23 protein-coding genes are annotated in these 22,066 nt (G+C 65.1%); 17 read left to right on the forward strand and 6 right to left on the reverse strand.

Annotation, left to right across the window (positions count from 1 at the left end):
- Positions 1 to 121: 121 nt before the first annotated feature.
- Positions 122 to 1,564 (reverse strand): hypothetical protein, encoded by a 1,443-nt coding sequence (locus PVW48_RS11405; RefSeq protein ID WP_274581422.1) that lies wholly within the window; start codon positions 1,562 to 1,564, stop codon positions 122 to 124.
- Between the two features lie 1,435 nt (positions 1,565 to 2,999).
- On the opposite strand from PVW48_RS11405, the gene PVW48_RS11410 reads away from it, so the two are divergent.
- The 3 genes from PVW48_RS11410 to PVW48_RS11420 all read left to right on the forward strand — a co-directional run bounded on the left by PVW48_RS11410 (position 3,000) and on the right by PVW48_RS11420 (position 4,808).
- Positions 3,000 to 3,326: a helix-turn-helix domain-containing protein gene (locus PVW48_RS11410; RefSeq protein WP_012177086.1), complete on the forward strand. Its 327-nt coding sequence runs from the start codon at positions 3,000 to 3,002 to the stop codon at positions 3,324 to 3,326.
- A 10-nt stretch (positions 3,327 to 3,336) separates the two neighbouring features.
- Positions 3,337 to 4,059, forward strand: a complete 723-nt coding sequence (locus PVW48_RS11415; protein ID WP_274581423.1) for an ImmA/IrrE family metallo-endopeptidase — start codon at positions 3,337 to 3,339, stop codon at positions 4,057 to 4,059.
- Positions 4,060 to 4,163: 104 nt separating this feature from the next.
- Positions 4,164 to 4,808, forward strand: coding sequence for a hypothetical protein (locus PVW48_RS11420; RefSeq protein ID WP_274581424.1), 645 nt, complete (start codon positions 4,164 to 4,166; stop codon positions 4,806 to 4,808).
- 333 nt (positions 4,809 to 5,141) lie between these two features.
- Here the strand turns inward: PVW48_RS11420 and PVW48_RS11425 are convergent, their stop codons facing one another.
- Both PVW48_RS11425 and PVW48_RS11430 read right to left on the reverse strand, forming a co-directional pair.
- On the reverse strand, positions 5,142 to 6,059 hold the full coding sequence (locus tag PVW48_RS11425; RefSeq protein ID WP_274581425.1) for a DUF5666 domain-containing protein: 918 nt from the start codon (positions 6,057 to 6,059) through the stop codon (positions 5,142 to 5,144).
- Between the two features lie 10 nt (positions 6,060 to 6,069).
- The gene (locus PVW48_RS11430) at positions 6,070 to 6,918 is read right to left on the reverse strand and encodes a DUF6502 family protein (RefSeq protein WP_274581426.1); all 849 of its coding nucleotides are present in this window, start codon (positions 6,916 to 6,918) and stop codon (positions 6,070 to 6,072) included.
- 231 nt (positions 6,919 to 7,149) lie between these two features.
- On the opposite strand from PVW48_RS11430, the gene PVW48_RS11435 reads away from it, so the two are divergent.
- A complete protein-coding gene (locus PVW48_RS11435; RefSeq protein ID WP_274581427.1) occupies positions 7,150 to 8,682 on the forward strand; it encodes a fasciclin domain-containing protein in 1,533 nt (510 codons plus the stop codon).
- A 211-nt stretch (positions 8,683 to 8,893) separates the two neighbouring features.
- The gene (locus tag PVW48_RS11440) at positions 8,894 to 9,091 is read left to right on the forward strand and encodes a hypothetical protein (RefSeq protein ID WP_274581428.1); all 198 of its coding nucleotides are present in this window, start codon (positions 8,894 to 8,896) and stop codon (positions 9,089 to 9,091) included.
- A gap of 231 nt (positions 9,092 to 9,322) precedes the next feature.
- Here PVW48_RS11440 and rnk read toward each other — a convergent pair whose 3' ends face one another.
- Together rnk and PVW48_RS11450 are read right to left on the reverse strand one after the other, a co-directional pair.
- The gene (gene rnk, locus PVW48_RS11445; RefSeq protein ID WP_274581429.1) at positions 9,323 to 9,769 is read right to left on the reverse strand and encodes a nucleoside diphosphate kinase regulator; all 447 of its coding nucleotides are present in this window, start codon (positions 9,767 to 9,769) and stop codon (positions 9,323 to 9,325) included.
- Between the two features lie 65 nt (positions 9,770 to 9,834).
- Positions 9,835 to 9,966 carry a hypothetical protein gene (locus PVW48_RS11450; RefSeq protein WP_274581430.1) on the reverse strand — a complete coding sequence of 44 codons (132 nt, stop codon included), beginning with the start codon at positions 9,964 to 9,966 and terminating at the stop codon, positions 9,835 to 9,837.
- Between the two features lie 549 nt (positions 9,967 to 10,515).
- On the opposite strand from PVW48_RS11450, the gene PVW48_RS11455 reads away from it, so the two are divergent.
- The 7 genes from PVW48_RS11455 to PVW48_RS11485 all read left to right on the forward strand — a co-directional run bounded on the left by PVW48_RS11455 (position 10,516) and on the right by PVW48_RS11485 (position 16,575).
- The gene (locus PVW48_RS11455; protein ID WP_274581431.1) at positions 10,516 to 10,815 is read left to right on the forward strand and encodes a DUF1127 domain-containing protein; all 300 of its coding nucleotides are present in this window, start codon (positions 10,516 to 10,518) and stop codon (positions 10,813 to 10,815) included.
- 83 nt (positions 10,816 to 10,898) lie between these two features.
- Positions 10,899 to 11,105, forward strand: coding sequence for a hypothetical protein (locus PVW48_RS11460; protein WP_274581432.1), 207 nt, complete (start codon positions 10,899 to 10,901; stop codon positions 11,103 to 11,105).
- Between the two features lie 74 nt (positions 11,106 to 11,179).
- Positions 11,180 to 12,073, forward strand: a complete 894-nt coding sequence (locus PVW48_RS11465) for a universal stress protein (RefSeq protein ID WP_012177097.1) — start codon at positions 11,180 to 11,182, stop codon at positions 12,071 to 12,073.
- Between the two features lie 153 nt (positions 12,074 to 12,226).
- On the forward strand, positions 12,227 to 13,474 hold the full coding sequence (locus PVW48_RS11470; RefSeq protein ID WP_274581433.1) for an MFS transporter: 1,248 nt from the start codon (positions 12,227 to 12,229) through the stop codon (positions 13,472 to 13,474).
- 136 nt (positions 13,475 to 13,610) lie between these two features.
- The gene (locus PVW48_RS11475; RefSeq protein WP_274581434.1) at positions 13,611 to 14,321 is read left to right on the forward strand and encodes an endonuclease/exonuclease/phosphatase family protein; all 711 of its coding nucleotides are present in this window, start codon (positions 13,611 to 13,613) and stop codon (positions 14,319 to 14,321) included.
- A 3-nt stretch (positions 14,322 to 14,324) separates the two neighbouring features.
- Positions 14,325 to 15,869, forward strand: a complete 1,545-nt coding sequence (locus PVW48_RS11480; RefSeq protein ID WP_274581435.1) for a phospholipase D family protein — start codon at positions 14,325 to 14,327, stop codon at positions 15,867 to 15,869.
- A 184-nt stretch (positions 15,870 to 16,053) separates the two neighbouring features.
- Positions 16,054 to 16,575: a PepSY domain-containing protein gene (locus PVW48_RS11485; protein WP_274581436.1), complete on the forward strand. Its 522-nt coding sequence runs from the start codon at positions 16,054 to 16,056 to the stop codon at positions 16,573 to 16,575.
- A 78-nt stretch (positions 16,576 to 16,653) separates the two neighbouring features.
- Here PVW48_RS11485 and PVW48_RS11490 read toward each other — a convergent pair whose 3' ends face one another.
- Positions 16,654 to 17,379: a phosphatase PAP2 family protein gene (locus PVW48_RS11490; RefSeq protein WP_274581437.1), complete on the reverse strand. Its 726-nt coding sequence runs from the start codon at positions 17,377 to 17,379 to the stop codon at positions 16,654 to 16,656.
- 616 nt (positions 17,380 to 17,995) lie between these two features.
- On the opposite strand from PVW48_RS11490, the gene PVW48_RS11495 reads away from it, so the two are divergent.
- From PVW48_RS11495 to PVW48_RS11515, 5 genes are all read left to right on the forward strand, one after another.
- Positions 17,996 to 18,457: a P-type ATPase gene (locus PVW48_RS11495; RefSeq protein ID WP_274581438.1), complete on the forward strand. Its 462-nt coding sequence runs from the start codon at positions 17,996 to 17,998 to the stop codon at positions 18,455 to 18,457.
- Complete coding sequence (locus PVW48_RS11500; RefSeq protein ID WP_274581439.1) at positions 18,450 to 19,379, forward strand: DnaJ C-terminal domain-containing protein; 930 nt, start codon at positions 18,450 to 18,452, stop codon at positions 19,377 to 19,379. Before PVW48_RS11495 ends, PVW48_RS11500 begins: the two co-directional genes overlap by 8 nt.
- Positions 19,379 to 19,726 carry a chaperone modulator CbpM gene (locus PVW48_RS11505; protein WP_274581440.1) on the forward strand — a complete coding sequence of 116 codons (348 nt, stop codon included), beginning with the start codon at positions 19,379 to 19,381 and terminating at the stop codon, positions 19,724 to 19,726. Before PVW48_RS11500 ends, PVW48_RS11505 begins: the two co-directional genes overlap by 1 nt.
- 147 nt (positions 19,727 to 19,873) lie before the next feature.
- A complete protein-coding gene (locus PVW48_RS11510; RefSeq protein WP_274581441.1) occupies positions 19,874 to 20,086 on the forward strand; it encodes a YgaP family membrane protein in 213 nt (70 codons plus the stop codon).
- 58 nt (positions 20,087 to 20,144) lie between these two features.
- A complete protein-coding gene (locus PVW48_RS11515; protein ID WP_274581442.1) occupies positions 20,145 to 22,028 on the forward strand; it encodes a PHA/PHB synthase family protein in 1,884 nt (627 codons plus the stop codon).
- Positions 22,029 to 22,066 lie beyond the last annotated feature (38 nt).

Here is a 22,066-nt window from a genome sequence, read left to right on the forward strand (position 1 = left end):
CGGACTCTCCGAAAATCCGGAGGAGAGTCGGGTCTCAGGTCAGGAGACATCAAATTGTCGATGCCCGCGGTCACGTCCCATCTCAGATTGACCCTCGGCCTGTCATCGACGGTTTGAATCGTCACAACGCGGTCATGGAAATGGCGGTTGCGTGCAGATCGGTGATGGAGTTCGGGTGTAGGCGCGCTGTATTGAGCGTGGCGAGCGCGGCCATCTCGGCGACATCCGGATCAACGGACGCCGCCAGAGCGGCGAATGCCTGCGGCGCTGCAGCATATAGATCCGGAGCGAACTGCAGAGGGTGGAGGATCGGCACCCAGTCGGGTGCCGCATGGTCGGGAGGCGGCAAGCAGGCCGCTCGCATAACTGCTCCATCGCCACCACGAAGTTCTCGCAGCCGACAGCCGAGCTCCTGCCAGCGTGGCACCAATGTGCGCTCCAGCGTTGGCCAGCACTCTGCTGCGTAGCAATCCGACAACCAGCGGCTGAGAGCCTCGAACCGACGCTGAAGCTCTCCGTCCTGCACGAATCCTTCTGCCGCCGGGTTGGCAATGGCGACGGCGAAACTGTCGCCGCGCGAATTGCGCAGCGGTCGCCAACCATCGCGTCCTTCGGGTCGGATCAAGAGCCGGGCGAGACAGGGGCCGTCATCAATCCAATCGGCATCGAGGGTCAGTTCGAGGCCGTGCGCGTCGTTGTCGTTTAACTCGGCATGGAACCAGTCTGGCCGACGCGTCGCCACCGGCCGATGCCGTAGGGCGGCTTCGGCGAAAACGACTGCGCCCGTTTCGTTCTCGACCTCGACCGCCACTGCATCGACCGGATCTCCGAATTTTAGCTGCAGTCGGATCGCGTTGCGAGCGGGCAGGAGGTTGATTGCCTGCGGCGCCAGTGCCGCGACCAGTTCGAATAGCAGGACTTCCGATCCGTTTCCGCGCTGAAGCAACACACGTTCGTCGGAGGCAGGGACCAGCAGGTCCCGAACAGCAAGACTGCGGGTCAGCCCCCCATAGAATGGCCGGTCTTCACGTCTTCCACGAATGATCAGCTGTGCCTTCTGGTCAGGGCATCGGATGCTGATCGTATCGAAGCGGTCGTCTTCACCAACCGAGAGCCGCGTGCCAAGCGGAAGCGGGGCGACACTTCCCTCAGCACGGCGCCTTGATACGGTGACATCGGGCCAAGGCAGATCGAAAGGAACATGTACGCCTTCGATCTCGAATACGACCCGTGCGACGCTGTATCCGCCGCCGGGCTCACGGCACAGACGCCCCTGGTCGTCACGACCGACGTGGAGGCATTCATCCTGGACTAGGTTGCGGACTTGGCGTTCGCTATGGAACACGATGCCGTCTAAGCCGCTGAAGCCAGGCCACACCCATGCGGCAAGCGCGATCCCGGACGCATGAGAGGCGGCACCATCGGCGCTTGGCGCCATCAGTTCCATCCGGAGCCGCACCGGGTCTGCTGCCTCAGCCTCCACAAAGCCAGCGAGCACCTCTTCCATCCCGACATCACCAAAACCGTCATCTGAAATCGGTAGTTCGATGAGGCGCGACTGCAAGCCGAGTGTGAACCGTACCGCTCGTGTCTCGGAGCGACCCAATCCAGTTTCGATCCGAAGGCGTGCAGAACGCCCATGAAGTGCGCCCCGTGGTCCGCTTGCGATTTCGTCTCCTGCCAAGCAAAGGCGTCTTCTCGGACGGGCCGTGAGACCCGTTTGCAGGCCGTCAAGTTCGAGCACTAAGGGGCGCGGCCCGAGTACTGCGAAGCCGACGAAACTATCGGCTTCCGGTTCAAGAGCGGGTTCGCCTGCTATCGAGAATGGCGTCCGCGCGAGGAGAACGATGTCCGTTGAGTCTAGTTCGATATCGACCGAACCCCGTGGGATCTCGCGCAGATAGTGACCGGTGATCCTGTCGAACGCAGCACATCCCCCTTGAGCGAGGAGCTCGAGTTGCCCGGTCTGGCCAGAGATTTCCCAACGGAGCTCGCGGGGCCAAGGCTGAGGTAGTGTCCAGTCCTCACCTCCGCGCAAACGGCGCGGTCGTTGCGCGCCATCGAGCCAGAGGCGAATTCGCCCCTCGCTTCGAGGCAATCTCAATACAAGCCCACCAGATTGCCAATGGAGCCGCGGCCTCGGTGCCAGCGCCTCGCTTCCTCCTCTGCTCAATGTTCGCCGTGTTTCTTTCAGTCTTTGGTCAAAGACTTCCTTGAAATATCTCTCGAACTCGATAACGGGGACGAAGGCCTCCGGGTCTTGGCGTATCCGTGCAAACAGGGCTGCATGCCACGCAGTCTCGTCCCAGAGGATCGCACGGCGAAGCACGTTGACCGCAGGAGGGAGAAAATACAGTGCATCGTCTTCCCAGCGGTTGAGCAGAACGGTCGTTTCGACAGGGGGCGGGCCAAAAGCTGCTTCCTGTCTCAGAAACGCGTCGATCAGGTGTGGAAGCTGCGCTTGGCTTACGCCGGCATGAAGAAGGTAGACGTCGACATCGCGATCGAAGCCTCAGGTAGGTAACCCGAACCGGTCGCAAACCGCACAGAATGAGCGGAACAGCACCTTGCGATGCGGCTGGTAATCTAGCGGAACTTGGAGAACGTCAGCGATGTGTGGGTATACCGCATGGCCGGCGTCTCCATATCCTTCGCTTAGCGAATGGGTGACAAGCCATGCCGCGAGGCTTGGAAGTCCGCGGAACAACGCTTGCAGCCTGTCGGGCCGACCGCCCAAGAACTGTCGCGTGCGCTCAACGGCTCGCTCTTGCGCTGTCTCATCTAGCGGAATGAGCCCAATGAAGGGCGGCGCCCCAGCTTCTTGGCGACATCTGCTGATCAAGAAGTCCGCGGTCCTGCAACCCACAGCACACCTTTCCCTCTTCCCTGCCCGCTGGTCGCGAGTCCGGTTCACTGTTGATCCCCTTGTGGATAAGGAGTAACAACTCGCAAATCCGCGAACAAGCGGATTGACAGGGAGATGAAGCGATGAACCGGCCATGTCCGCCGACGGTGTGACCTTCGGTCAGGCGATTTCGAAGGCCCGCAAGGCACTCGGTCTCAGCCAGAAGGAGCTCGCAGCGCGCGTGATGAAGGAAGAGGGCGGCGGGTCGATATCCCCGCAGTACCTCAACGACATCGAGCACGATCGGCGCAGCCCCAGCTCGGGGCACCTGATCCGCCAGTTTTCCGGCATCCTGAACATTCCGGAGGACTACTTGTACGCACTCGCAGGCCGGCTGCCGGATGATCTGCGACCGGATGCGTCAACCCCGGACAAGGTCGTCGAGGCCTTCGCCAATTTCAGGAAGACGTTGAAAGAGTAAGGAGGTTCGCATGGTGAAGATGATCCGTGACAACACGGGCCGCTTTGCCGAGCGACCCTTCTACCGCGAGCGGGATCTCGACGATGAATGCGAGCGGCTGATCCGTGAGCTTTTGATGAAGCGCCACGGAAAGGTCGACTATCCCGTGGAGACCGACGACCTGACCGTGCTGATCGAGATGCACGACGCGGGCCTCGACCCGTACGCCGACCTGTTCGCCTACGGCGCAGATGTCGAAGGGGTGACCGAGTTCTTCCCCGACCGGGGGCCCAAGGTCTCCATCTCGGAACGCATCGCCGCCGACGAGCGGCGCGAGAATCGCTTCCGCACCACGCTCACCCATGAGTTCGGGCACGTGAAGTTTCACGGGCCTCTCTGGGCGCAGAAGTTTGCCAACGGCGACCTGCTCGAGCGCGGCGTGAACGCCAAAAAGGCGCTCTCCAAGCGCGAAAATATCCTGGACGCCCCGCAGTCCGACTGGAAGGAATGGCAGGCCGGCTATATCAGCGGCGCGCTGCTGATGCCGGCCACGCCGGTCCGTCGCCTCATGTCCGACTACTGTGGCCCGCGCGAGCTGCATGGCGATATCCATGTTTCGACGGAGCATGCTGCGCGGCTGATCCAGATGGTCATGGAGCGTTTCGCGGTTTCCGAAGAGGCCGCTCGCATCAGGCTGCTGAAGCTGAACCTGATCACTTCGGCACGCGGACAGCCCTCGCTCTTCGGCCCCTGATCGCGAATCCGCGGAAGTGCGTATTTTTTCGATTGCCCCCCCTCTGGCGCGATATACGCTGATTAGCAGATCAGCCGATACATGGAAACGCCAGAAAAGAGATCATGGCGACTGCACTGTCCGCCTTCCTTCGCAAGACGCCCGGCGAGGCGCTGCGCGAATACTTCGGCCGGCCGGAGATCGGCCTGCGCACCGAGTTCGGCTGGCCCGAAGCGGACGCCGAGCTCTCCGGGCCGCTTTTCGGCGCCATCGAGAAGATGTCCCGCGTCCAGCGCGACCGGACCTCGAACCACGCCGAGCGCGCCCATGCCCTGTCCGACGAGCCGGGGCAGGCCGCAATTTACAGCGTGGCCGAGGATCCCGCCCTCTTCGACTGGTTCGCGAACCCGCACGCGCGGTCGCTCTGGATTTTCCTGAACGCGCAGGACCGCTTTAGTCACGCTGAGGAAGTTCGCTTCACGGAGGACCGCCGGCGCGGTCGGATGTGGGCCGGCTACATTACCGAGCCGGGTAGCGTCGTACAGCGCAACGCGTTGGCCCGCTACGCCTTCGTCTCCGCGAACAAGGAGTTCTCGGGCGCCGCCCATGCCCATGTCGACAACTTCGACCGGGTGAGGACGACCCATGCTCTACAAGGTCAACGCGCGCACGTCGGCGCGGATGGCCGTTCAGTTCGCGGACAGGGAACAGTATCTCGTGCCAGAGGGTTGCGCCTAGCGCGTCTTCAAGTTCCAAGACTTCATCACTAGCCGGGCCCAGGTTGATCTGTTCGCCGCCAACGCGTCAAGTGACAAGACGACCCGATAGAACCGGCTTTGACAGACCGAGATCACGCTCCTCAAGCTTGGGGGCATGGCAACGAATACCCATCTGCCCGCGGTCACACCTCGCTCCTTGGGCCGAAATCTAGGCTGAGTTACCGGGCCCTCCCACCGGCGAAAACCAGTGGAGCGATATCTGCGGTGGGAGCGCCGCAGGTGAAGCAGGTTCGACGCCCCGCGCAGGTCGCTGGCGTCCATGAGGGAGCAGGGGGTGGGAGGATTTCTGCCCTTGGCCACTGCGCAGAGCCGTTTTCGCGAAGCTCACAGGTCAAGGACAGGGCCCGGAAACTCCGCCTGTATCCCGTTTCGTAGCAGGCGGGCGCGGGCCGTGGCATCCTCGGGCAAGAGATACCCGCGCGCGGCGGCGAACCGGCCCGTGTAGCGGCCGAAGTAGAGCGCGCGCCGGTCGCCGATTGCCGCCGCGCGCACATCTGTCGCGAAGTTATGGCCCAGTCCCGCGATCCGCAGACCCGGCGCGCTCGGGGCGGGCTCCAGATAGCCTTCAACCGACAGGAGGCGCAGGTTGGACAGACGTGCGAACCGCCCCGAATGAACCCGTTCGGCCAGGAAACGCTCGGTGTTCGCGCGCCCGAAGGCGGTGGCATAAGCGCCGGAAGCCGGGGGGGTCGCAGCGGAGGAAATCGGGAGACCGCCGATCGTGCCGGTGCCGTCGGGGCTGCGCCCCACTGTCCCTGCGATCAGGTCCTGCGTGCCGGTGGGGGCGGGGTCGATCCGGCTGGGGCGGAGGCCTTGGGCCGTCCATAGCCCGCTGACTGCGACCCGGGTTCCGGGCGCGCCATCACCCCGGGCCGCGACCGGATCTATCAGGGGCACGCCATTGACCGACAGCCGCCCGGCGTCCTCGCGCAACACCCCCACGAGGGCGAAATCGACCGACACCTCGCGGGCGAGGATGCCACTAGCGTCCCGCATCGCGGCAATGGTCAGCACATGGCCCGGCGCGAGGATCTCGCCGGTGGTGATCCCGTAGGGCGTCCGGTAGCGCGTGCGCCCGTCGCGCCGCACTCGCAGCCCGTTGATCCGCAGGCTGCCGAACCCGGTGAGCGTGCCGACGATCCCGGTCCCGCCGATCCCGCCCTCGAACGGATCGTTCGGGTCGCGGGACACGATGGCGGGTGCGCAGGAGGCCGAGAAAAGCGTGGCCCCGAAAAGCCCCAATATGTGGCGCCTAGTTCTTGTCACCACCGTCATCCCTCGTCGGCTCTTGGGCGGGTGTGTCCGCCTCGCGGTAGAAATAGATCCCCAGACGGTACCGTTCGGTTCCGTCCTCCGGGGTTGTGTCGGCCGCCCGTTGGGCCAGGCTCTCGGCATTCAGGGTCTCCAGCAGGTCCTGGGACAAGGTGCGGGCGCGGTCCTCGATCCGGTCGACGGCTTCGCTCGGAAGGCGGTTGTAGAACACCGCGCGTTCGAAAAAGGGCGGGTCCTCGGCCATCAGGTTTTCCGAGGCCGCGGCGATGTGGTCGCCCACATTGGCCGCGAAGAACACGAGCCGGTCCGCATCAGAGGCCGGGCCGCGCCGGGCGGTGTCCGAGATCCGCAGGCGCCCCTCCGCGTCCTCTGTCACAAGGCCCTGGCGCAAGAGTTCGTCCAGCACGGTGCGCGGGCGGATGTCGGTGTTGATCGCACGCACCAGCGCCTCGAAACTCGGGCCGCTCTCGGCGGTCCGGGGCAGGGGGCGCGGCGCGCCGGTGTCGTCGCGATAGTCGGCTCGGGCCATCCACTGACCGAGCACGGTGGCGAACATCGCCGATTTGGCCCGGGCGCTTTCCCAGCGCTCGCCGCCCTGGGACAGGATTGCGCGGACATCGCGGCGGTGGACCCCGGTCAGCAGGGTGATCCGGCTGTCGGTGGGCGGCTCGGAGCCAATGCGGAACGCGTCATGGGCGATTTCCACGTAGACCGATTTCAGGAGCTTGTAGAAGGCTGGCGCGGTCACCCCCCGGGCGATCAGCGTGCGCACGATGGGGCGCATCAGGCCCCGCATGACCTTCAGAAACCGTTGACTGTCCTGCTCCATGGACGGAGAGGATAAACGTCGTGTGATAATTTTCCACAGTTAACTTGACCCAATTTGACGCAGCTATAGGTTTCGAAGTGTGAAAATTGCACACACGCCCTGTCTTGGGCGTTCCGCTGGGAGGGCAGGGGGCATGACAGGTCCGATTTCACAGGGTGCCTCCGGGCGTCCACGGACGCCCGCCGAAGCCGACCCGGACGACAGCGAAACCGCGACAAGGAGTGACCACCCATGACCAGATTTTCCACGAAGCTGCCGAATATCGTGGCGATTGCCGCCGGGTCCGATGATTTCAACCTGCTGGTGAAGGCGCTCACGGCAGCCGACCTCGTTGGCACGGTGCAGGGACTGAAGGACATCACCGTCTTCGCGCCGACGGACGCGGCCTTCACCCAACTGGCGGTCGATCTGGGCTTTGCCGGCGACACCGGGGACGAGGATGCAGTGTTCGCCAGCCTTGTCGCCAGCCTGATCGAGTTGGGCGGGGGCGATCCGATCCCTCTGCTGACAGATGTGCTGCTCTATCACGTCTCGGCGGGCGCCAAGACGGCGGCGGAGATCGATGCGCTGGAGGTGGTCGGGACCTTCTTGCCCGGGGCCACCTTCGGATCGGAGGGCACCGAACTGGTCGATAACGAGCCGGATGTGGCGAACCCGAACATCGTGATCCCGGACATCGCGGCCTCAAACGGAACGATCCAGGCGATCGACCGGGTTCTCTTGCCGATCGACATTCCGGGCAATGAGCCTCCCGCGCCGACCGAGACCCTCGCGGGAATCGTCGCGGCCAGTGGCGGGGTTTTCGACGGGGACAAATCGGATTTCGACCTTCTGCTGAACGCGGTGCAGGCCGCGGGGCTGGTCGGGGCGCTGGACGATCCGGAGGCCGACCTGACCGTGTTTGCGCCCAATGACGCGGCTTTCATCGGGTTGGCGCAGACGCTGGGCTTTGACGGGGAGGACGAGGGCGCGGCCTTCGCCCATATCGTCGAGGCGCTGACCCTGTTGTCGGGGGGCGGGGATCCGATCCCGCTGTTGCAGGATATCCTGCTCTACCACGTGGTGCCCGAAGCGCTGGGGTCGGACGCGGTGCTGTCGGCCGAGAGCATTCCGACCCTTCTGGGTGCACCTCTGGGCGTGGACGGGGTGAGCCTCGTCGACGCGGACCCTGATATCGGCGATCCGGCGCTGATCGAAACCGATATCGCGGCCACGAACGGGATCGCCCATGTGCTCGACGGGGTGCTCTTGCCGGCGGATATCCTGAACGGGGACGGCGGGCGCGGGCGCGTCGATTTCGAGATCGGAGACGCGGGCAACGAGCGCTTCTTCACCGGGGCGAATACGGATTTCGTCTCGGGGCTTGGTGGAAATGACGTGATCCGGCTGGGAGCGGGCGATGATGTCGGCCTTGGCGGTGCGGGCAACGACACGCTGCAGGGTGGTCGGGGGGCCGACACCCTCGATGGCGGGGCCGGGCGCGATGTGCTGAAAGGAGGCCTTGGGGATGACCTGCTCACCGGCGGCGCGGATGCGGATGTGTTCCTGTTCAATGGCTTCAGCGGTGCCGACACGATCACTGATTTCTCCCTGGGCGAAGATCTGCTCCAGATCCGGGCGCGCGGCATCGACGATTATGGCGACCTCGCCCATCGCATCAGTGACAGCGACGCGGGCGCGGTGATCGCCTTCGGCGGTACCGAGATCACTCTGGCCGGGATCGGTGCCGATGCCCTGACCGCCAGCGATTTCCAGTTCATCTGAAGCAATATCGGCGGCCTCGCAATCCGGGGCCGCCGGTTATCTCGGGCAGATGCATGCCGAGGCGGGTGTTGCCCTTCTCGGGCCACGCCGGGTTGGTGAGACGACGCTCGGGCTGGATATCTCAGAGATCCGGGAGACCTTTTATTCCGACATGGCGCGCACCGCGGACCGATAGATCCTTGATGAGCCCGATGTTTATCTCGACGAGCTGTTGGGCAAACTGGTGGTGATCGACGAGGTCCAGTCAATACCGGGGCGCTTCTGTGCGCCCGGAGCGCAGATCGCCCGCCCCACGGCCGAACACCGCACCGGGCAATTTCTGTTGCTTGGCTCGACCTCAAATACCCTGCTCCAGCAGAGCGCGGAATTGCTCATGGTCCGGGCCAGCCACCACGATCTGACCTTTTAAACGCGAGATGAACAGGCTCAGCGCGCTCTACAATTGCTTGGGTCTCCTGGCGGTTTCCTGCCCAATCGGACCGCACCAGGCTGACCTTGCGGGAGGATTTCATCCCTTCCTGATTGCAAGGCGATATGCTGAGCTTCGCCCTGCGCCCAAGCGATAGTTTGCAGGGGCGTTTTTCCCAAGCGGCGGCGCCTCGGCACCGCCGCCAGGAAGATCACGCGGCGCGGGGGACGATCACGCGCTCTCGGGCGCGTCGGGATCGGACACGCGGATCACGGTGAGCATGCGCCGCTCTTCGCCCCGCGTGTTCCAGTGGAACACGGCCCCCTCGGCCAGCCCCAGAAGCGCTACGCCGATCGGGGTCATCACCGACACCCGCGCGCGAGAGATGTCTGCATCCTCGGGATAGACCAGCGTCACGGTGCGTTCCTGGCCCGTGGTCTCGTCGCGAAAGGTGGCGGATTTGCCGATCCCGATCACGTTGAGCGGCATCTTGGCGGCCGGCACGATACGGGCGCGCGCGATCTCTTCCAAAAGCCGGTCGGCCAGCGCCGGGTTGCGATCCATCGCGCCTTCGGCCAGGGCTTCGATATGCGACAGGTCGTCGGCGTTGATCACGATGCGGGGCCTGCGTCCTTTGGGCTTGGGCGCGGCCTGGGGTCGAGATCTGGTATCGGGCATTTTCATACCTCCTTGAGGTTCGAGCGGGCGACATCGCGGATCGGGGTGGGGCGGCTGCCGCGGTGCTAGTTGGCGCGCGCAACGGTGCGGGGGCGCCGGCCGTCAAGCGCCAACGGACCGGGCCAGGCGGTCTGCAACGCGCAGACATGCCGGTCCTGTCCGTAGGTGATGTTCTGCAAATCCTGGATATTGGTCATGCCCTTGCTCTCCGACGTTGCTTCGTTGCGATTGTACTTCGGAAAATCGAAGATCCCCGGCAGGGATCGGAGGCGCGTGCGCCTACGCCACCCGGGGAAGCGGGCGGGTCAGAAGAAGAACTCGAAGTGCAGCTGCGTCACCTGAGATACTGCGGAGGTAAGTACTCATCTGCTATAGATCAATCGGCGTAAGACGCGCGCTTCAACCGCAGGCACTGGGTTGAGAGGGGCGTCGGCGCTTTCGCGCCTATCGGAGATCGGAGCCGCTGGAGATATTGAATCCACGGGTTGGGATAGCTATATGTAATTTATGAAAAAGTTCTGTGTTCATAAGAGGTTCCTGCCCACCGCAGGGAAGCTTCTGAACCGCCATTGACCCCGGCGGCGCGCGGTCACGCGTGCCCATGACATGCCGGGGCGAAACCTCCCAGTTTTGATAAACTCAAGCACGGGCGCACATGCGTCGCGGCGGATCGGAGTGTCGTCTTCCGGCCTCGATAACCGCGCCCTGCCAGGCTCTTGTTCTCTCTCTCAGGAATGGAGGATGTCATGTCTGTCTTCATTACCCGTGAAATGATCGCGTCCAATGCGCCGACCGTGCCGCGGTCCGCAGAACCCGGTGTGATCGGGCGTTTCATGCAACGTGCCGCGCGCCGGTGGCAGGACCGCAGGATGATCGCGCAGCTGCAGTCCATGGAGGATTGGATGTTGCGCGATATCGGGATCGAGCGGGGCGAAATCCCCGCCATCGTTGCCCAGCTCAACGACCAGGAAGTGCGCATGACGCCCGTGTCGAAAGCCGATCAGCAGTCTTCCGTGATGCAGCATGCCTATCAGAAAGCGGCGTGAACCCATGCCGCCATGCCATGATCCGGCGGGGCGGCCACCCCGGCCGCGCTTCCAATCTCTCTTCTTCAGAAAGGACCAGTTCCATGATGCTCAGTAAAGTCGATTTCGAAGATCTCTTCCCTCACCTGTTCCCACCTGCTGCCAAGCCTGCCCACCCGCCTGTCATCGGGGCCAAGGCAGAAGCGGGCCCTGACCGGGCCGTTTCCGAGGTTCGGGCAGATGACGCGATGATTGGGGCGAAGCCGGTGGCCGCGAACCTGAACGGCATGCGGCAAAAAGAGATCGCCTGACGGCACTCATCGCGCACCGCGGCGGCTTCTGGGGAAGCCTGCCGCGGTCCATTTGAGCGAAGGAAGGGGCCGTTGTGAGCGTAAGGTGCATTCTCGCCGCCGTGGGCGGTTTTCCACAGGACGAAGCCGTCCTTGAACGGGCGGTAGATATCGCAGCGCGCCACCGCGCCGCTCTCGTCGTCGTCCATATCGTGGATCTGCCCGTCATGGGCGGTCTGTCGGCCGATTCCGATACCCTGCGTGACCAGGCGGCCCAGGCCGCGCGAGACCGGATCGAGGTTTGCGCGGCCAGGCTGGGACAGCAGGCGCCCGCCCTGGATATCCGGGTCGCAAGCGGCGCACCGGCCCTGTGCCTGATCGCGATGAGCGATGAGATCGACCCCGATCTGATCGTGATGCGGGCCCACCAGCGCACGAGCATCGCCGACAAGATCCTCGGGTCCACGACGGACCGCGTGATCGCCGGAGGCTCGCGTCCCGTCCTGGTGGTCAAACGAGCCGTGGAAGGCGCCTATGCCAGCGTTTTCGTGACCACCAATGGCAAGGATGACGCCGAAGGCGCGCTGCGCTTCACCCGGCGCCTGCTTCCGGCGGCGGAGCTGAACCTCGTGCAGGCTGTTCAGGTCGCTCCGCAACTGGAAGAGGCGATGCTCCGGATCGGGACCGGCCAGTCGGAGGTGCGCGCTCATCTCGACGAACTGGCGCAGATCGCCACCGCCGAGTTGGGCGCGCTCGTGGCGCAGGCGGAAGGCGGCGTTGCGCACAGGGTCCTGCGCGGGGATCCGGCCGCAGCGCTGGTGCGCGAGGCGCGGGCGACCTCGGTCGATCTGATTGTGGCCGGGGCCGGTCGGAGCGGCTTGTTGCGCCGCGCGTTCGTCGGCAGCGTTGCGCGGCGTCTGCTGCGCGATGCCGAGTGCGATGTGCTGATCCTGTATCCCGAGGCGTCGGACGAGGCCCATGGCGCGTAACCCGCGGACCGGGCCTGAAGGGGGCTCCCGCTTGCGCTATCTGAGCAGCCCGGAATGCGTTAGCCTTCCCGGATTGCGCCACCTTGTGTCCGTTGGAGGTCGAAAATTCCCTTTCATGCCAACCCTGCGAGACTGAGAGACCTTCTCGCGCCAGTGCGGTCGCTATTGACGGCCACGGTCGCGCTGATGGCCGGGAACGGTCTGTTGGGTGTCGTGCTGCCCCTGCGCATGGAGGCGGCGGAGTATCCCGTCGCTCTGACCGGGGCGATCATGGCGGCTTATTACCTCGGGCTCGCATTGGGGGGATTTCGGGCCAAGCGGGTCATTCTACGCATCGGTCACATCCGCGCCTTCGCGGCCTTCGCGGCGCTGACCTCGACTGTTTGCCTGGCATATGCGTTCTGCTTCAACCCCGCGGCCTGGGTGCTCCTGAGGGTGATCAACGGGTTCTGCATCGCGGGCATGACGACAACCATCGAAAGCTGGCTCAACGAACGCAGTAGTAACGCCACCCGCGGGCGCGTTCTGGGCTATTACATGCTGGCCTTCTATCTCGCGATTGCGCTGGGTCAGACCCTGGTGAACGTCGCGCCCGTCAACGGTGACGATCACCTCATGATCGCCGCGGCCCTGATCGGCTTGTCACTGGTTCCCGTCGCGATGACCCGCCTGGGCGAGCCTGACCTGCGCGAGGTGCGCAGCCTGGGGGTGGGGGACCTGTATGCCGCGTCGAAGGTCGGTGTCGTGGGTGCCAGCGTGGCCGGCATTCTGGTCGGATCCTTCTATGCCCTGGCCATGGTGTTCGCCCGGCAGATCGGCCTCGGCGTCACCGAGGCGGCGTTGTTCATGAGCACCGTGGTCATCGGCGGGCTGGCCGCACAGGTGCCCGTGGGCATGCTGGCGGACCGGTTCGACCGGCGTATCGTCATGGCCTGCATCCTGCTGGCCGTGGGGCTGTCCTGGGGCCTTCTTTCTGGCGCGATCACCAATGGGGGGGTGCCGCTTGCGGTGCTGGTCGTCATGGCGCTGGCCTTCGGCGGGGCGATCAGCTCTGTCTATCCGCTCTGCGTTGCGCAGACTTTCGACCGGCTGGACCGCCGGGCCTATGTCGCGGCATCGGGGCGGCTTTTGATGATCTATTCCATCGGGGCGACCATCGGGCCGTTGCTGGCCTCGGGGTTGATGGCGGTTTACGGGCCCCGCTCGTTCTTCCTGTTCGAGTCCGCGCTGGCCATGGCTTACGCGTGTTTCGTGTTGCTTCGGGTCGTGACGGGCGCGAAACTGCCCGCCGAGGGGGAGCGGGAGAAATACGTGCCCTTGCCCGACACCTCTGCGGTGACGAGCGCACTCGACCCGCGGACCGAGCCGGAGCCCGCGGCCGAGCCGGACCCGAAACCATAGGCGCGCGCAGATCGGTTCGTGCCGCGTAGGAGACGTTTTCCGCGGGATCCAAACGTCCGTTGGCGCGTTTCGTGGCATATCTCTTGGTCAGCCAGGATGCTACCAATGGCACCGATCAGGTCTCGGAGGACGGTTGTTGACGGAATTCACATTGGCAAGCTGGAACATTCGTGCTGGTTTGGGGCGGGATCTGCGCCGACGCCCGTTGCGCACGATCGAGGTGATCACCGGGCTCGATGCCGATATTCTGGTCCTGCAGGAAGCGGATTTCCGCATGCAACCCCGGCCCGCCGCCCTGCCGGCACCGCGCGGGCGGATCGGCCCGTTTCGCGTGATCGACCTGACCCCGGATGCGGTCGGGCTGGGCTGGCACGGGATCGCGGTGCTCAAACACCCCGCTGTCAAGGTGGACGGGATCCGGCGCTACGATCTGCCGGCACTAGAGCCGCGCGGGGCGGTTGTGGTCGATATCCGCGTCAGGCAGTGCCCGTTACGGGTGGTCGGTGTGCATCTGGGGCTGTTGCGGGGCAACCGGCGCAAGCAGATCGCATATATCGCCGAGCAACTGGCCGCGCTGGACAAGCGGCCCACGATCATCGCGGGCGATTTCAACGAATGGCGGGAACGCAAGGGGCTTGAGACCTTGCCCGACTGGCTGCGCACGCACAGTCCCGGGCCGACCTTCCCTGCCGGGCGGCCCTTGCTGAAGCTGGACAAGATCGCGATGAGCCATGACATCACACTGATGGACTCGGTGGTGGTGGGCGATCCGGCCGCGAAGGTCGCCTCCGATCACCGGCCGATCTGGGCGCGGTTCCGCCTGGCCCCGGAACACGAGGAGGCCTGATAGATGGTTCCGATCGAGATACGGGTTCTGCTGTTTGCGGTCGGGGCGCTGGTGTTGGCGGTCCTGGTCGCTCGGCTGGTCTTTCCGGCGCCGACACCCGAGCCGCAGAAGACGGGGCGCGCCCTTCCCCCCGCAAGCGACGGTGTGCTGACCGAAGCGATGGGCACGCGGGCCGCGCAGCACCCGGGTCAGAGCGGCATCGCCGCGCTATCGGACGGCATGGAGGCCTATGTGGCGCGCATGGTGCTCGCCAACGCGGCCGCGTCGTCGATCGACGCGCAATACTACATCTGGCGCAACGACATGACCGGGCATCTGTTTCTGCAGGCGCTGTGGCGGGCGGCCGAACGGGGTGTGCGGGTGCGCCTTTTGCTCGACGATAACGGCATCCATGATCTCGATGGCATGCTGGCCACGCTGGACTCGCATCCGAATATCGAGGTGCGGCTGTTCAACCCTTTCGTCCTGCGTCGGTTCAAGCGGCTGTCCTATGCTTTCGACCTGTTCCGGCTGAACCACCGGATGCACAACAAGGCCTTCACCGTCGATGGCCGCGTCAGCATTCTGGGCGGGCGCAACATTGGAGACGAGTATTTCGGGACCGGCGAAATCCCGTTGCAGATGGATCTGGACGTTCTGGCAGTGGGCGCGGTCGTGCCGGAGATCTCGGCCGATTTCGATCGCTACTGGAATGCCGACGCCACCCATTCGGCGGCGCGCATCCTGGACAGGCGCGCGGATCCGGAGGCGATGGCGGCGCGGTTCCACCGGGTCGAGAACGATCCGCGTCATGCGACCTACCGCGCGCAGCTGGAGCAATCCGACCTGGTGTCCAGGCTGGCCACGGGCGGGCTTGCGCTGGAGTGGACGAACGCCACCCTGATCAGCGACGATCCGGCCCGGGTGTTCGACCGTGTGCCGCGGTCGAAACGGTTTACCGCGCGTCTGTTGGATGCAATCGGGCCGATCGAGCACAGGTTCGATGGGGTCACGCCCTATTTCGTGCCGGGCGAGGCCGGGGTTGCGGCCTTCACCGCCATGGTGCGCAACGGCGTCACGGTCCGCATGCTGACCAATTCGCTGGAGGCGACCAACATGCTGCCGGTTCATGCCGGTTACAGCAAACGCCGCGCGCCCCTGTTACGCGCGGGCGTCGGTCTGTTCGAATTGCGCGCCCAAGCGGCCGGGGCCTCCGAGCGCGACAGGCTGGGCCCGCTGGGTTCATCGGGTTCGAACCTGCATGCCAAGACCTTCGCGGTGGACGGGCTGCGCATTTTCATAGGGTCGTTCAATTTCGATCCCAGATCGGCCTTGCTCAATACCGAAATGGGGCTGGTGATCGAGAGCGAGAGGATGGCGCAGGTACTGCACGAGGCCTTCGACCGGGGGCTGGGCGGCATGGCCTGGCAGGTGAAGCTGGAGCGCGGCAAACCGGTCTGGATCGATACCGAGGAGGCAATCCGCACCGATGACGAGCCCGGCACGACCCTGGTCAGACGGATCGCCCTGCGGGTGATCGGATGGCTGCCGGTCGAATGGCTGCTGTGACGCGGTCGGTCCGGATGCGGGCGGATCGGCCCGGCGCGATCCGGTTAAGGATGCGCGGCGGGGCAGGGGGGGGCTGACCGGGATCGCGCCGTCCCGGATATTTGATGCCGCGGTGCCGCATCGGCGGGAACCGTTCCACATCCGGCGCGTTTCCCACTGAGCACAATTCGAAAAGGAGGTCGACATGGCCCGTTCCATTCTTGCAGTGACCCTTGCCGTGGCAAATGCCATCGCGGTACCCGCCGCCGTGGCCCAGACGCCGCAAACGACACAAACCATCGGCATGGCGCGCGCGGTCGCGATTGCCCAGGAGGCGCGCCCCGGCGGTATCCTCGAGGCGGAACTGGACAGTGATCTGGGCGCGCTGGTCTACGAAATCGAAATCGTCAGCGATGGCACCATCCACGAAGCGGTCATCGATGCGCGCAGTGGTGAGCTGATCGAATTGGAGGAGCACACCATCGAGGCGACCTGGCTTGGCTGGTTCGATGAGGAACGGCTGGCCGCCGCGAAGCAGGCCAGCGGAACCGTGCAGGACGCGATCGCCCAGGCCGAAGCCATGTTTGGCGGGCAGGTGGTCGAATTGTCTCTCGAAGAGGATAACGACCGACTGTTCTGGGAATTCGAAATCGCGACCGGCGACCGCGAGCTTGAAGCCTACATGAATATCCAGACCGGGGAGATTTTCGCCGGTGAAATCGACTGACCTCAGCCAGTAAAGGGTCGCCGCGCGTCGTCTCGGTGCTTGGCGGCCGCGCCGCCGCGCGGTCGGGCCGGTCGGCCCTCAGGTGTCGGGCCCCGGGCGTGACGAACGATCCTGCGGCCCGGCCCGGTCCAGAAACCGCGCAAAGAGTCCGCAAATCAGCGCCCATCCTGCGCCGATGATCCACCCCGCGAGCACATCCGTGGGCCAATGCACCCCCAGATACACCCGGCTGATCCCGACTCCGAGGACAATCAGGATCGCGAGCGACACCACATATCCCTTTTCCCGACGCCTCTTGAGCGTCCGCGCCGCAAGTACGGCCAACGTAAGGTAGACGACCGTTGCCATCATCGAGTGACCGCTGGGGAAACTGGCGGTGTATATGGCTGTTTCCTGCGACACGAGATCGGGCCGCGGACGGTCGAACCCGGCCTTGAGCAGCTGGCTGAGACCGACGCCCGTCGTCACCGCGAGCAACAGGAATGCCGAGGTGATCCGCTGCCGCTGCAACCAGAAGAAACCCGCGATCGACAATGTCAGGAAGCTCAACACGAACGTCCCGCCCAAAGCGGACAGGTCGCGCCCCAGCTCTTCGATCCAGATGGGCCCCAGCGGGTCGGTGAGGTCCGCGGGATTGCGCAGCGCGATCAGCAGAGACGTATCGAAGGCCCGGGTTTCGCCGCCGACCACGGCATTCGTGATCCGTGCGAAGGCCCAAAGCAGCGCGGCCACGACCAGAAGGCCCATGATCTGAGGGTTCGGCCTGACGTCGCGCAGCAAGTGCAAGTGCGATTTGATTGCCATCGGGACCCGGGTTTTCTTCGTGGCGATCGCGCGGGAAGAGGGGAGGCGCCGCGAATTGTTGATGCAGCAGCTTGGCCTGTGGCACAAGGTGCACATGCACAACTTCATGATGCAGGGGGTGAGCAAAGACCACCCACGCCGGGTGAAGGCCTGCGTCACTTCGTGCGGTAGTCTGCTCGACCTTCAGGGCGCCGCCGATCACCAGCAGCACCACCGCCCGCAGCGCGCCCGCCATGCCCCAAAAGGCGCGAGAAGCGTCACCAGCCCAGCAACGCAGACCACCCAGCCAGTGAGCAGCAGGATGCCGACCACGCCCAGAATGGCCCCAGTGCCCGCCGCGTCGCGGAGGCGTCGGTCTTGGTCTGTTTGACGGGGGGTGTCGTGGGTCGGTTTCCTTATGCCAGTGCGCGTTTCCGTTTCTCGGGGATGACGGGTCGGACTGCGCATCCATGGCGCTACGCAACTGCAAACCGCGGCCTCTGGCATTAACGCGGATCAATATCCCGACGGGCAGACGTCAGGGCGGCTTTCCCGGGGTCGATTGATCTGCGTTAAACGTTTGGGCCCGTGGTCTGGGGTAGATCGGATACATGATGAAAGAACATGGATCGCGGCGATGGCTACCGGGACTGAAGAACGGGTCTATTCTAGGGATATTACCAGTGTGGCCGCCAACCTGCATGTGGACGAAGCGGTGCTGACCGGCGAGTCGGTGCCGGTGCGCAAGCAGACCGACCCCGTTGCCGCAGAGGCGGTGGTGGCCGAGTGCTGCAACATGGCCTTCAAGGGATCCTCCGTGACCCAGCAAAGCAGTTTCCTGGAAGGCCAGGCGCCGCGCTACATCGAGCGCAGCTATTCCGAGGCCACGGCGGAGGCGATGGACGCCGCCGTGCGCGAGGTGCTGCGCGAGGTGTCGGACGAGGCGCTGGAAATCCTGACGCAGAATCGGGATATTCTGGAGACGTCCGCGCGCCGCCTGCTGGAGGTCGAAACCCTGGACGAGGCGGAGTTGCGCGACCTGGCCCGTGGATTGAGCGTTGACATTTCGACAGAAAACAAAGGCGCGGTGAATGAGTGAAGACCCCTACAAGGTGCTTGGCGTTGCCAAGGACGCGACCCAGGCCGAGATCAAGAAGGCCTATCGCAAGCTGGCCAAGGCGCTGCATCCCGACCTGCACCCGGGCGACAAGACCAAGGAGGCGCAGTTCCAGGCGGTTGCGGCGGCCAACGACCTGCTGGGCGACCCGGAGAAGCGCAAGCGCTTCGATGCGGGCGAGATCGACGCCAGCGGGCAGGAGCGCCCGCAACGGCAGTATTACCGCGACCACGCGGGGGCCGATCCCCAGGGGCGCTATGCCTCCGGCGCGGGGTATGGCGATTTCGAGGATCTGTCGGGGGTGTTTTCCGACCTGTTCGGGCGGCGCGGGCAGGCGCGGGGCGGGGCGCAGGGCTTTGCCGCGCGCGGCGCGGATGTACGCTATCGCCTGGATGTGGATTTCATGGATGCGGCCATGGGGGCCAAGCGGCCCGTGCCCCTGCCGGACGGGAGTGCCATCGACCTGACCATTCCCGCGGGCGTGCGCGACGGTCAGACCCTGCGCCTGCGGGGCAAGGGCCAGCCGGGTTTCGGCGGCGGCCCGGCGGGAGACGCCTATGTCGAGATCGAAGTGCGCCCGCACAAGGTCTTTGCCCGCGACGAGAACGATATCGAGGTGGAGGTGCCGATCACCTTCGACGAGGCCGTTCTGGGCGCGAAGGTCGAGGTGCCCACGCTGTCCGGCAAGGTGTCGATGGGCATTCCCAGGGGTGCCACCTCGGGGCAGCGCCTGCGCCTGAAGGGCCGGGGCATCAAGCCTGCTAAGGGGGAGGCGGGCGATCAATACGTGCGGCTGAAGATCGTCACGCCCCCGAAGATCGACGCCGAGATGGAGGATATCGCGCGGCGCTGGCGCGACCTGGGCGCGCCCGATCCCCGCGCGAGCTTGTGGAGGGAATTGTGATGCTGGACGAACGCGATGTCGTGGCGCGGGTCGCGCGGGTGGAGTTGCGCGAATTGCGGCTATGGGTGCGGGAGGGCTGGGTCAAGCCGGTCGAAACCGAAACCGGCCCGGTGTTCGACGATCTCGACGTGGCGCGCATCCGGTTGGTTTGCGACCTGCGGCAGGACCTGGAGCTGCCCGATGACGCGGTGCCGGTGATCCTGTCGCTGCTGGACCAGCTTCATGGGATGCGCCGGGACCTGCGGGCACTGGTCCGCGCGGTGGAGGCGCAGACCCCCGAGACCCGGCGCGCGATCGTCGCCGCCGCGAGCGAGCTGATGGCGGGCGAGCCGACCGAGCGCGGCTGAGCCGCGCGGGCCGGGCCGGTGCGCGCGCGGGTGTTAACCGGTGTTAAGGCGCGTCTGGCCCGCCGGAGCTAGGTCTGGGGCGTTGCCGAGGACCCGGCCGCATTTCGCGGGGATCGGTCGGCGGACACGCGTGCAAGGGATCGGAAAATGACCGCGAACATGGGAAGTCTCGACCGTGCGTTGCGCGGGATCATCGGCCTGCTGCTGATCGTTCTGCCCCTGGTGACCACCTTGGGCATCCATGCGACCGCATGGGGTCTGTGGCTGAGCGTGATCCTGGGGGCCATTCCGGCGGTGACGGCGATTTACGGGGTCTGTCCGGTCTATTTCCTGCTCGGGGTGAAGACCTGCAAGACCTGAGGCAGCATCCCGGGACGGATGACGATGCGGACAAGCTGAACTGAGAGGCACCCAAGACATGACAAAACGGCAGACCATTTCCGCACCGACGGACGACATTGATCCGCACGCGGACCATCGGGGCGGCCCGGTCGCAGCACCTGTACCCTCGACACCCCCGGCACGGGCCGCCGACGGTCCGGAGGTCGCGCCGGAGCTCGGCCCGCTCTGCCCTGCCGAGAAGCCGGACAGGCACGGGCTGTCGATGCTCGACCAGGCGACCAAGGCACATCTGGCGCGGCTCACGCAGGGTATCTCGCCCTTCGGGCTGACCTCCAGCTTCTTCGATTGGGGGATGCATCTGGCCGCCTCGCCGGGCAAGCAGATGCAACTGGCCGACAAGGCGCAGCGCAAGGCGGCGAAGCTGGCCATGGCGGCGAGCCGGATGGCCCTGGGCAAGTCCGGTGCCCCCTGCATCGATCCGCTGATCTATGACAAGCGTTTCGTGGCCCCGGAATGGCAACGCTGGCCCCATAACCTGATCTATCAGAGTTTCCTGATGACCCAGCAGTGGTGGTACAACGCCACCAACGATATCGACGGTCTGTCGCGGCGCGACGAGCAGGTGGTGTCCTTCGTCATGCGCCAGCTGCTCGACATGATGTCGCCGGCGAACGGTCTGTGGACCAACCCGGAGGTTCTGGCCGAAACCACGCGGACCTTCGGAGCCAATCTGGTGCAGGGGACCCAGAACCTGATCGAGGACATGGAACGGGCGCTGGCGGGCAAGCCGCCCGTGGGCGCGGAAGACTACCTGCCCGGGCGCGAGGTCGCGGTGACGCCGGGCAAGGTCGTCCATCGCAGCCATTTGTTCGAGCTGATCCAGTACGCGCCGCAGACCGAGACGGTTGCGGCCGAGCCCATCCTGATCGTGCCGGCCTGGATCATGAAACACTATATTCTCGACCTGTCGCCGCATAACTCGCTGGTCCGCTACCTGGTGGAGCAGGGCTTCACCGTCTTCATGATCTCGTGGCGCAACCCGGATGCGGGGGACCGCGATCTGGGCATGCAGGATTATCTGGCCGCGCTGGATACGGCGCTCGACGAGATCGGTGCGATCGTGCCCGAAACGGGTGTGCACGGTGTCGGCTACTGCCTGGGCGGTACGCTGTTGTCGGTGAAGGCGGCGCAAATGGCGCGCGACGGGGACGACCGGCTGAACACGCTGAGCCTGCTGGCGACCCAGACCGATTTCGAAGACCCCGGCGAGTTGCAACTGTTCATCAGCGAGAGCCAGCTGTCCTATCTCGACCACATGATGTGGGACCAGGGGTATCTGGACACCAAGCAGATGGCGGGGGCGTTCCAGCTTCTGCGGTCGCGCGACCTGATCTGGTCGCGCTATGTCCACGAGTACCTGATGGGCCGCCGTCAGCCGATGTTCGACCTGATGGCGTGGAACGCGGATGCCACGCGCATGCCCTACCGGATGCACAGCGAGTATCTGCGCAGCATGTTCCTCGACAACCAACTGGCCCAGGGGCAATACCGGGTCGGCGGCAGGCCGGTGGCGCTCAGCGATATCCGGGCACCGGTGTTCTGCGTCTCGACCACGGGCGATCACGTCGCGCCGTGGCAGTCGGTCTACAAGCTGCACCTGCTGGCCGATACCGACATCACCTTCGTGCTGACATCGGGCGGGCACAATGCCGGCATCGTCAGCGAACCGGGGCACAAGGGCCGCAGCTATCAGATCCGGACCCTTCCGGACGCCGAGCATTACATCCCGCCCGAGGACTGGCGCGCGCAGACGCAGGTGCAGGACGGGTCCTGGTGGCCGGAGCATGTCGCCTGGCTGCGGGTGCATGGCGCGCCAGAAGAGGGGCCGCCGCCGCCCATGGGGCGCAAGGGTTCGGGCAACCTGCGAGACGCGCCGGGCGCCTACGTCCTGCAACCCTGATTCCTGGCCGCCAAAAGCGGCTGGGGCAAGGGGTGCGC

This window comes from Dinoroseobacter sp. PD6, assembly GCF_028807315.1.
In the GTDB taxonomy this organism is placed as follows: Bacteria; Pseudomonadota; Alphaproteobacteria; order Rhodobacterales; family Rhodobacteraceae; genus Dinoroseobacter; species Dinoroseobacter shibae.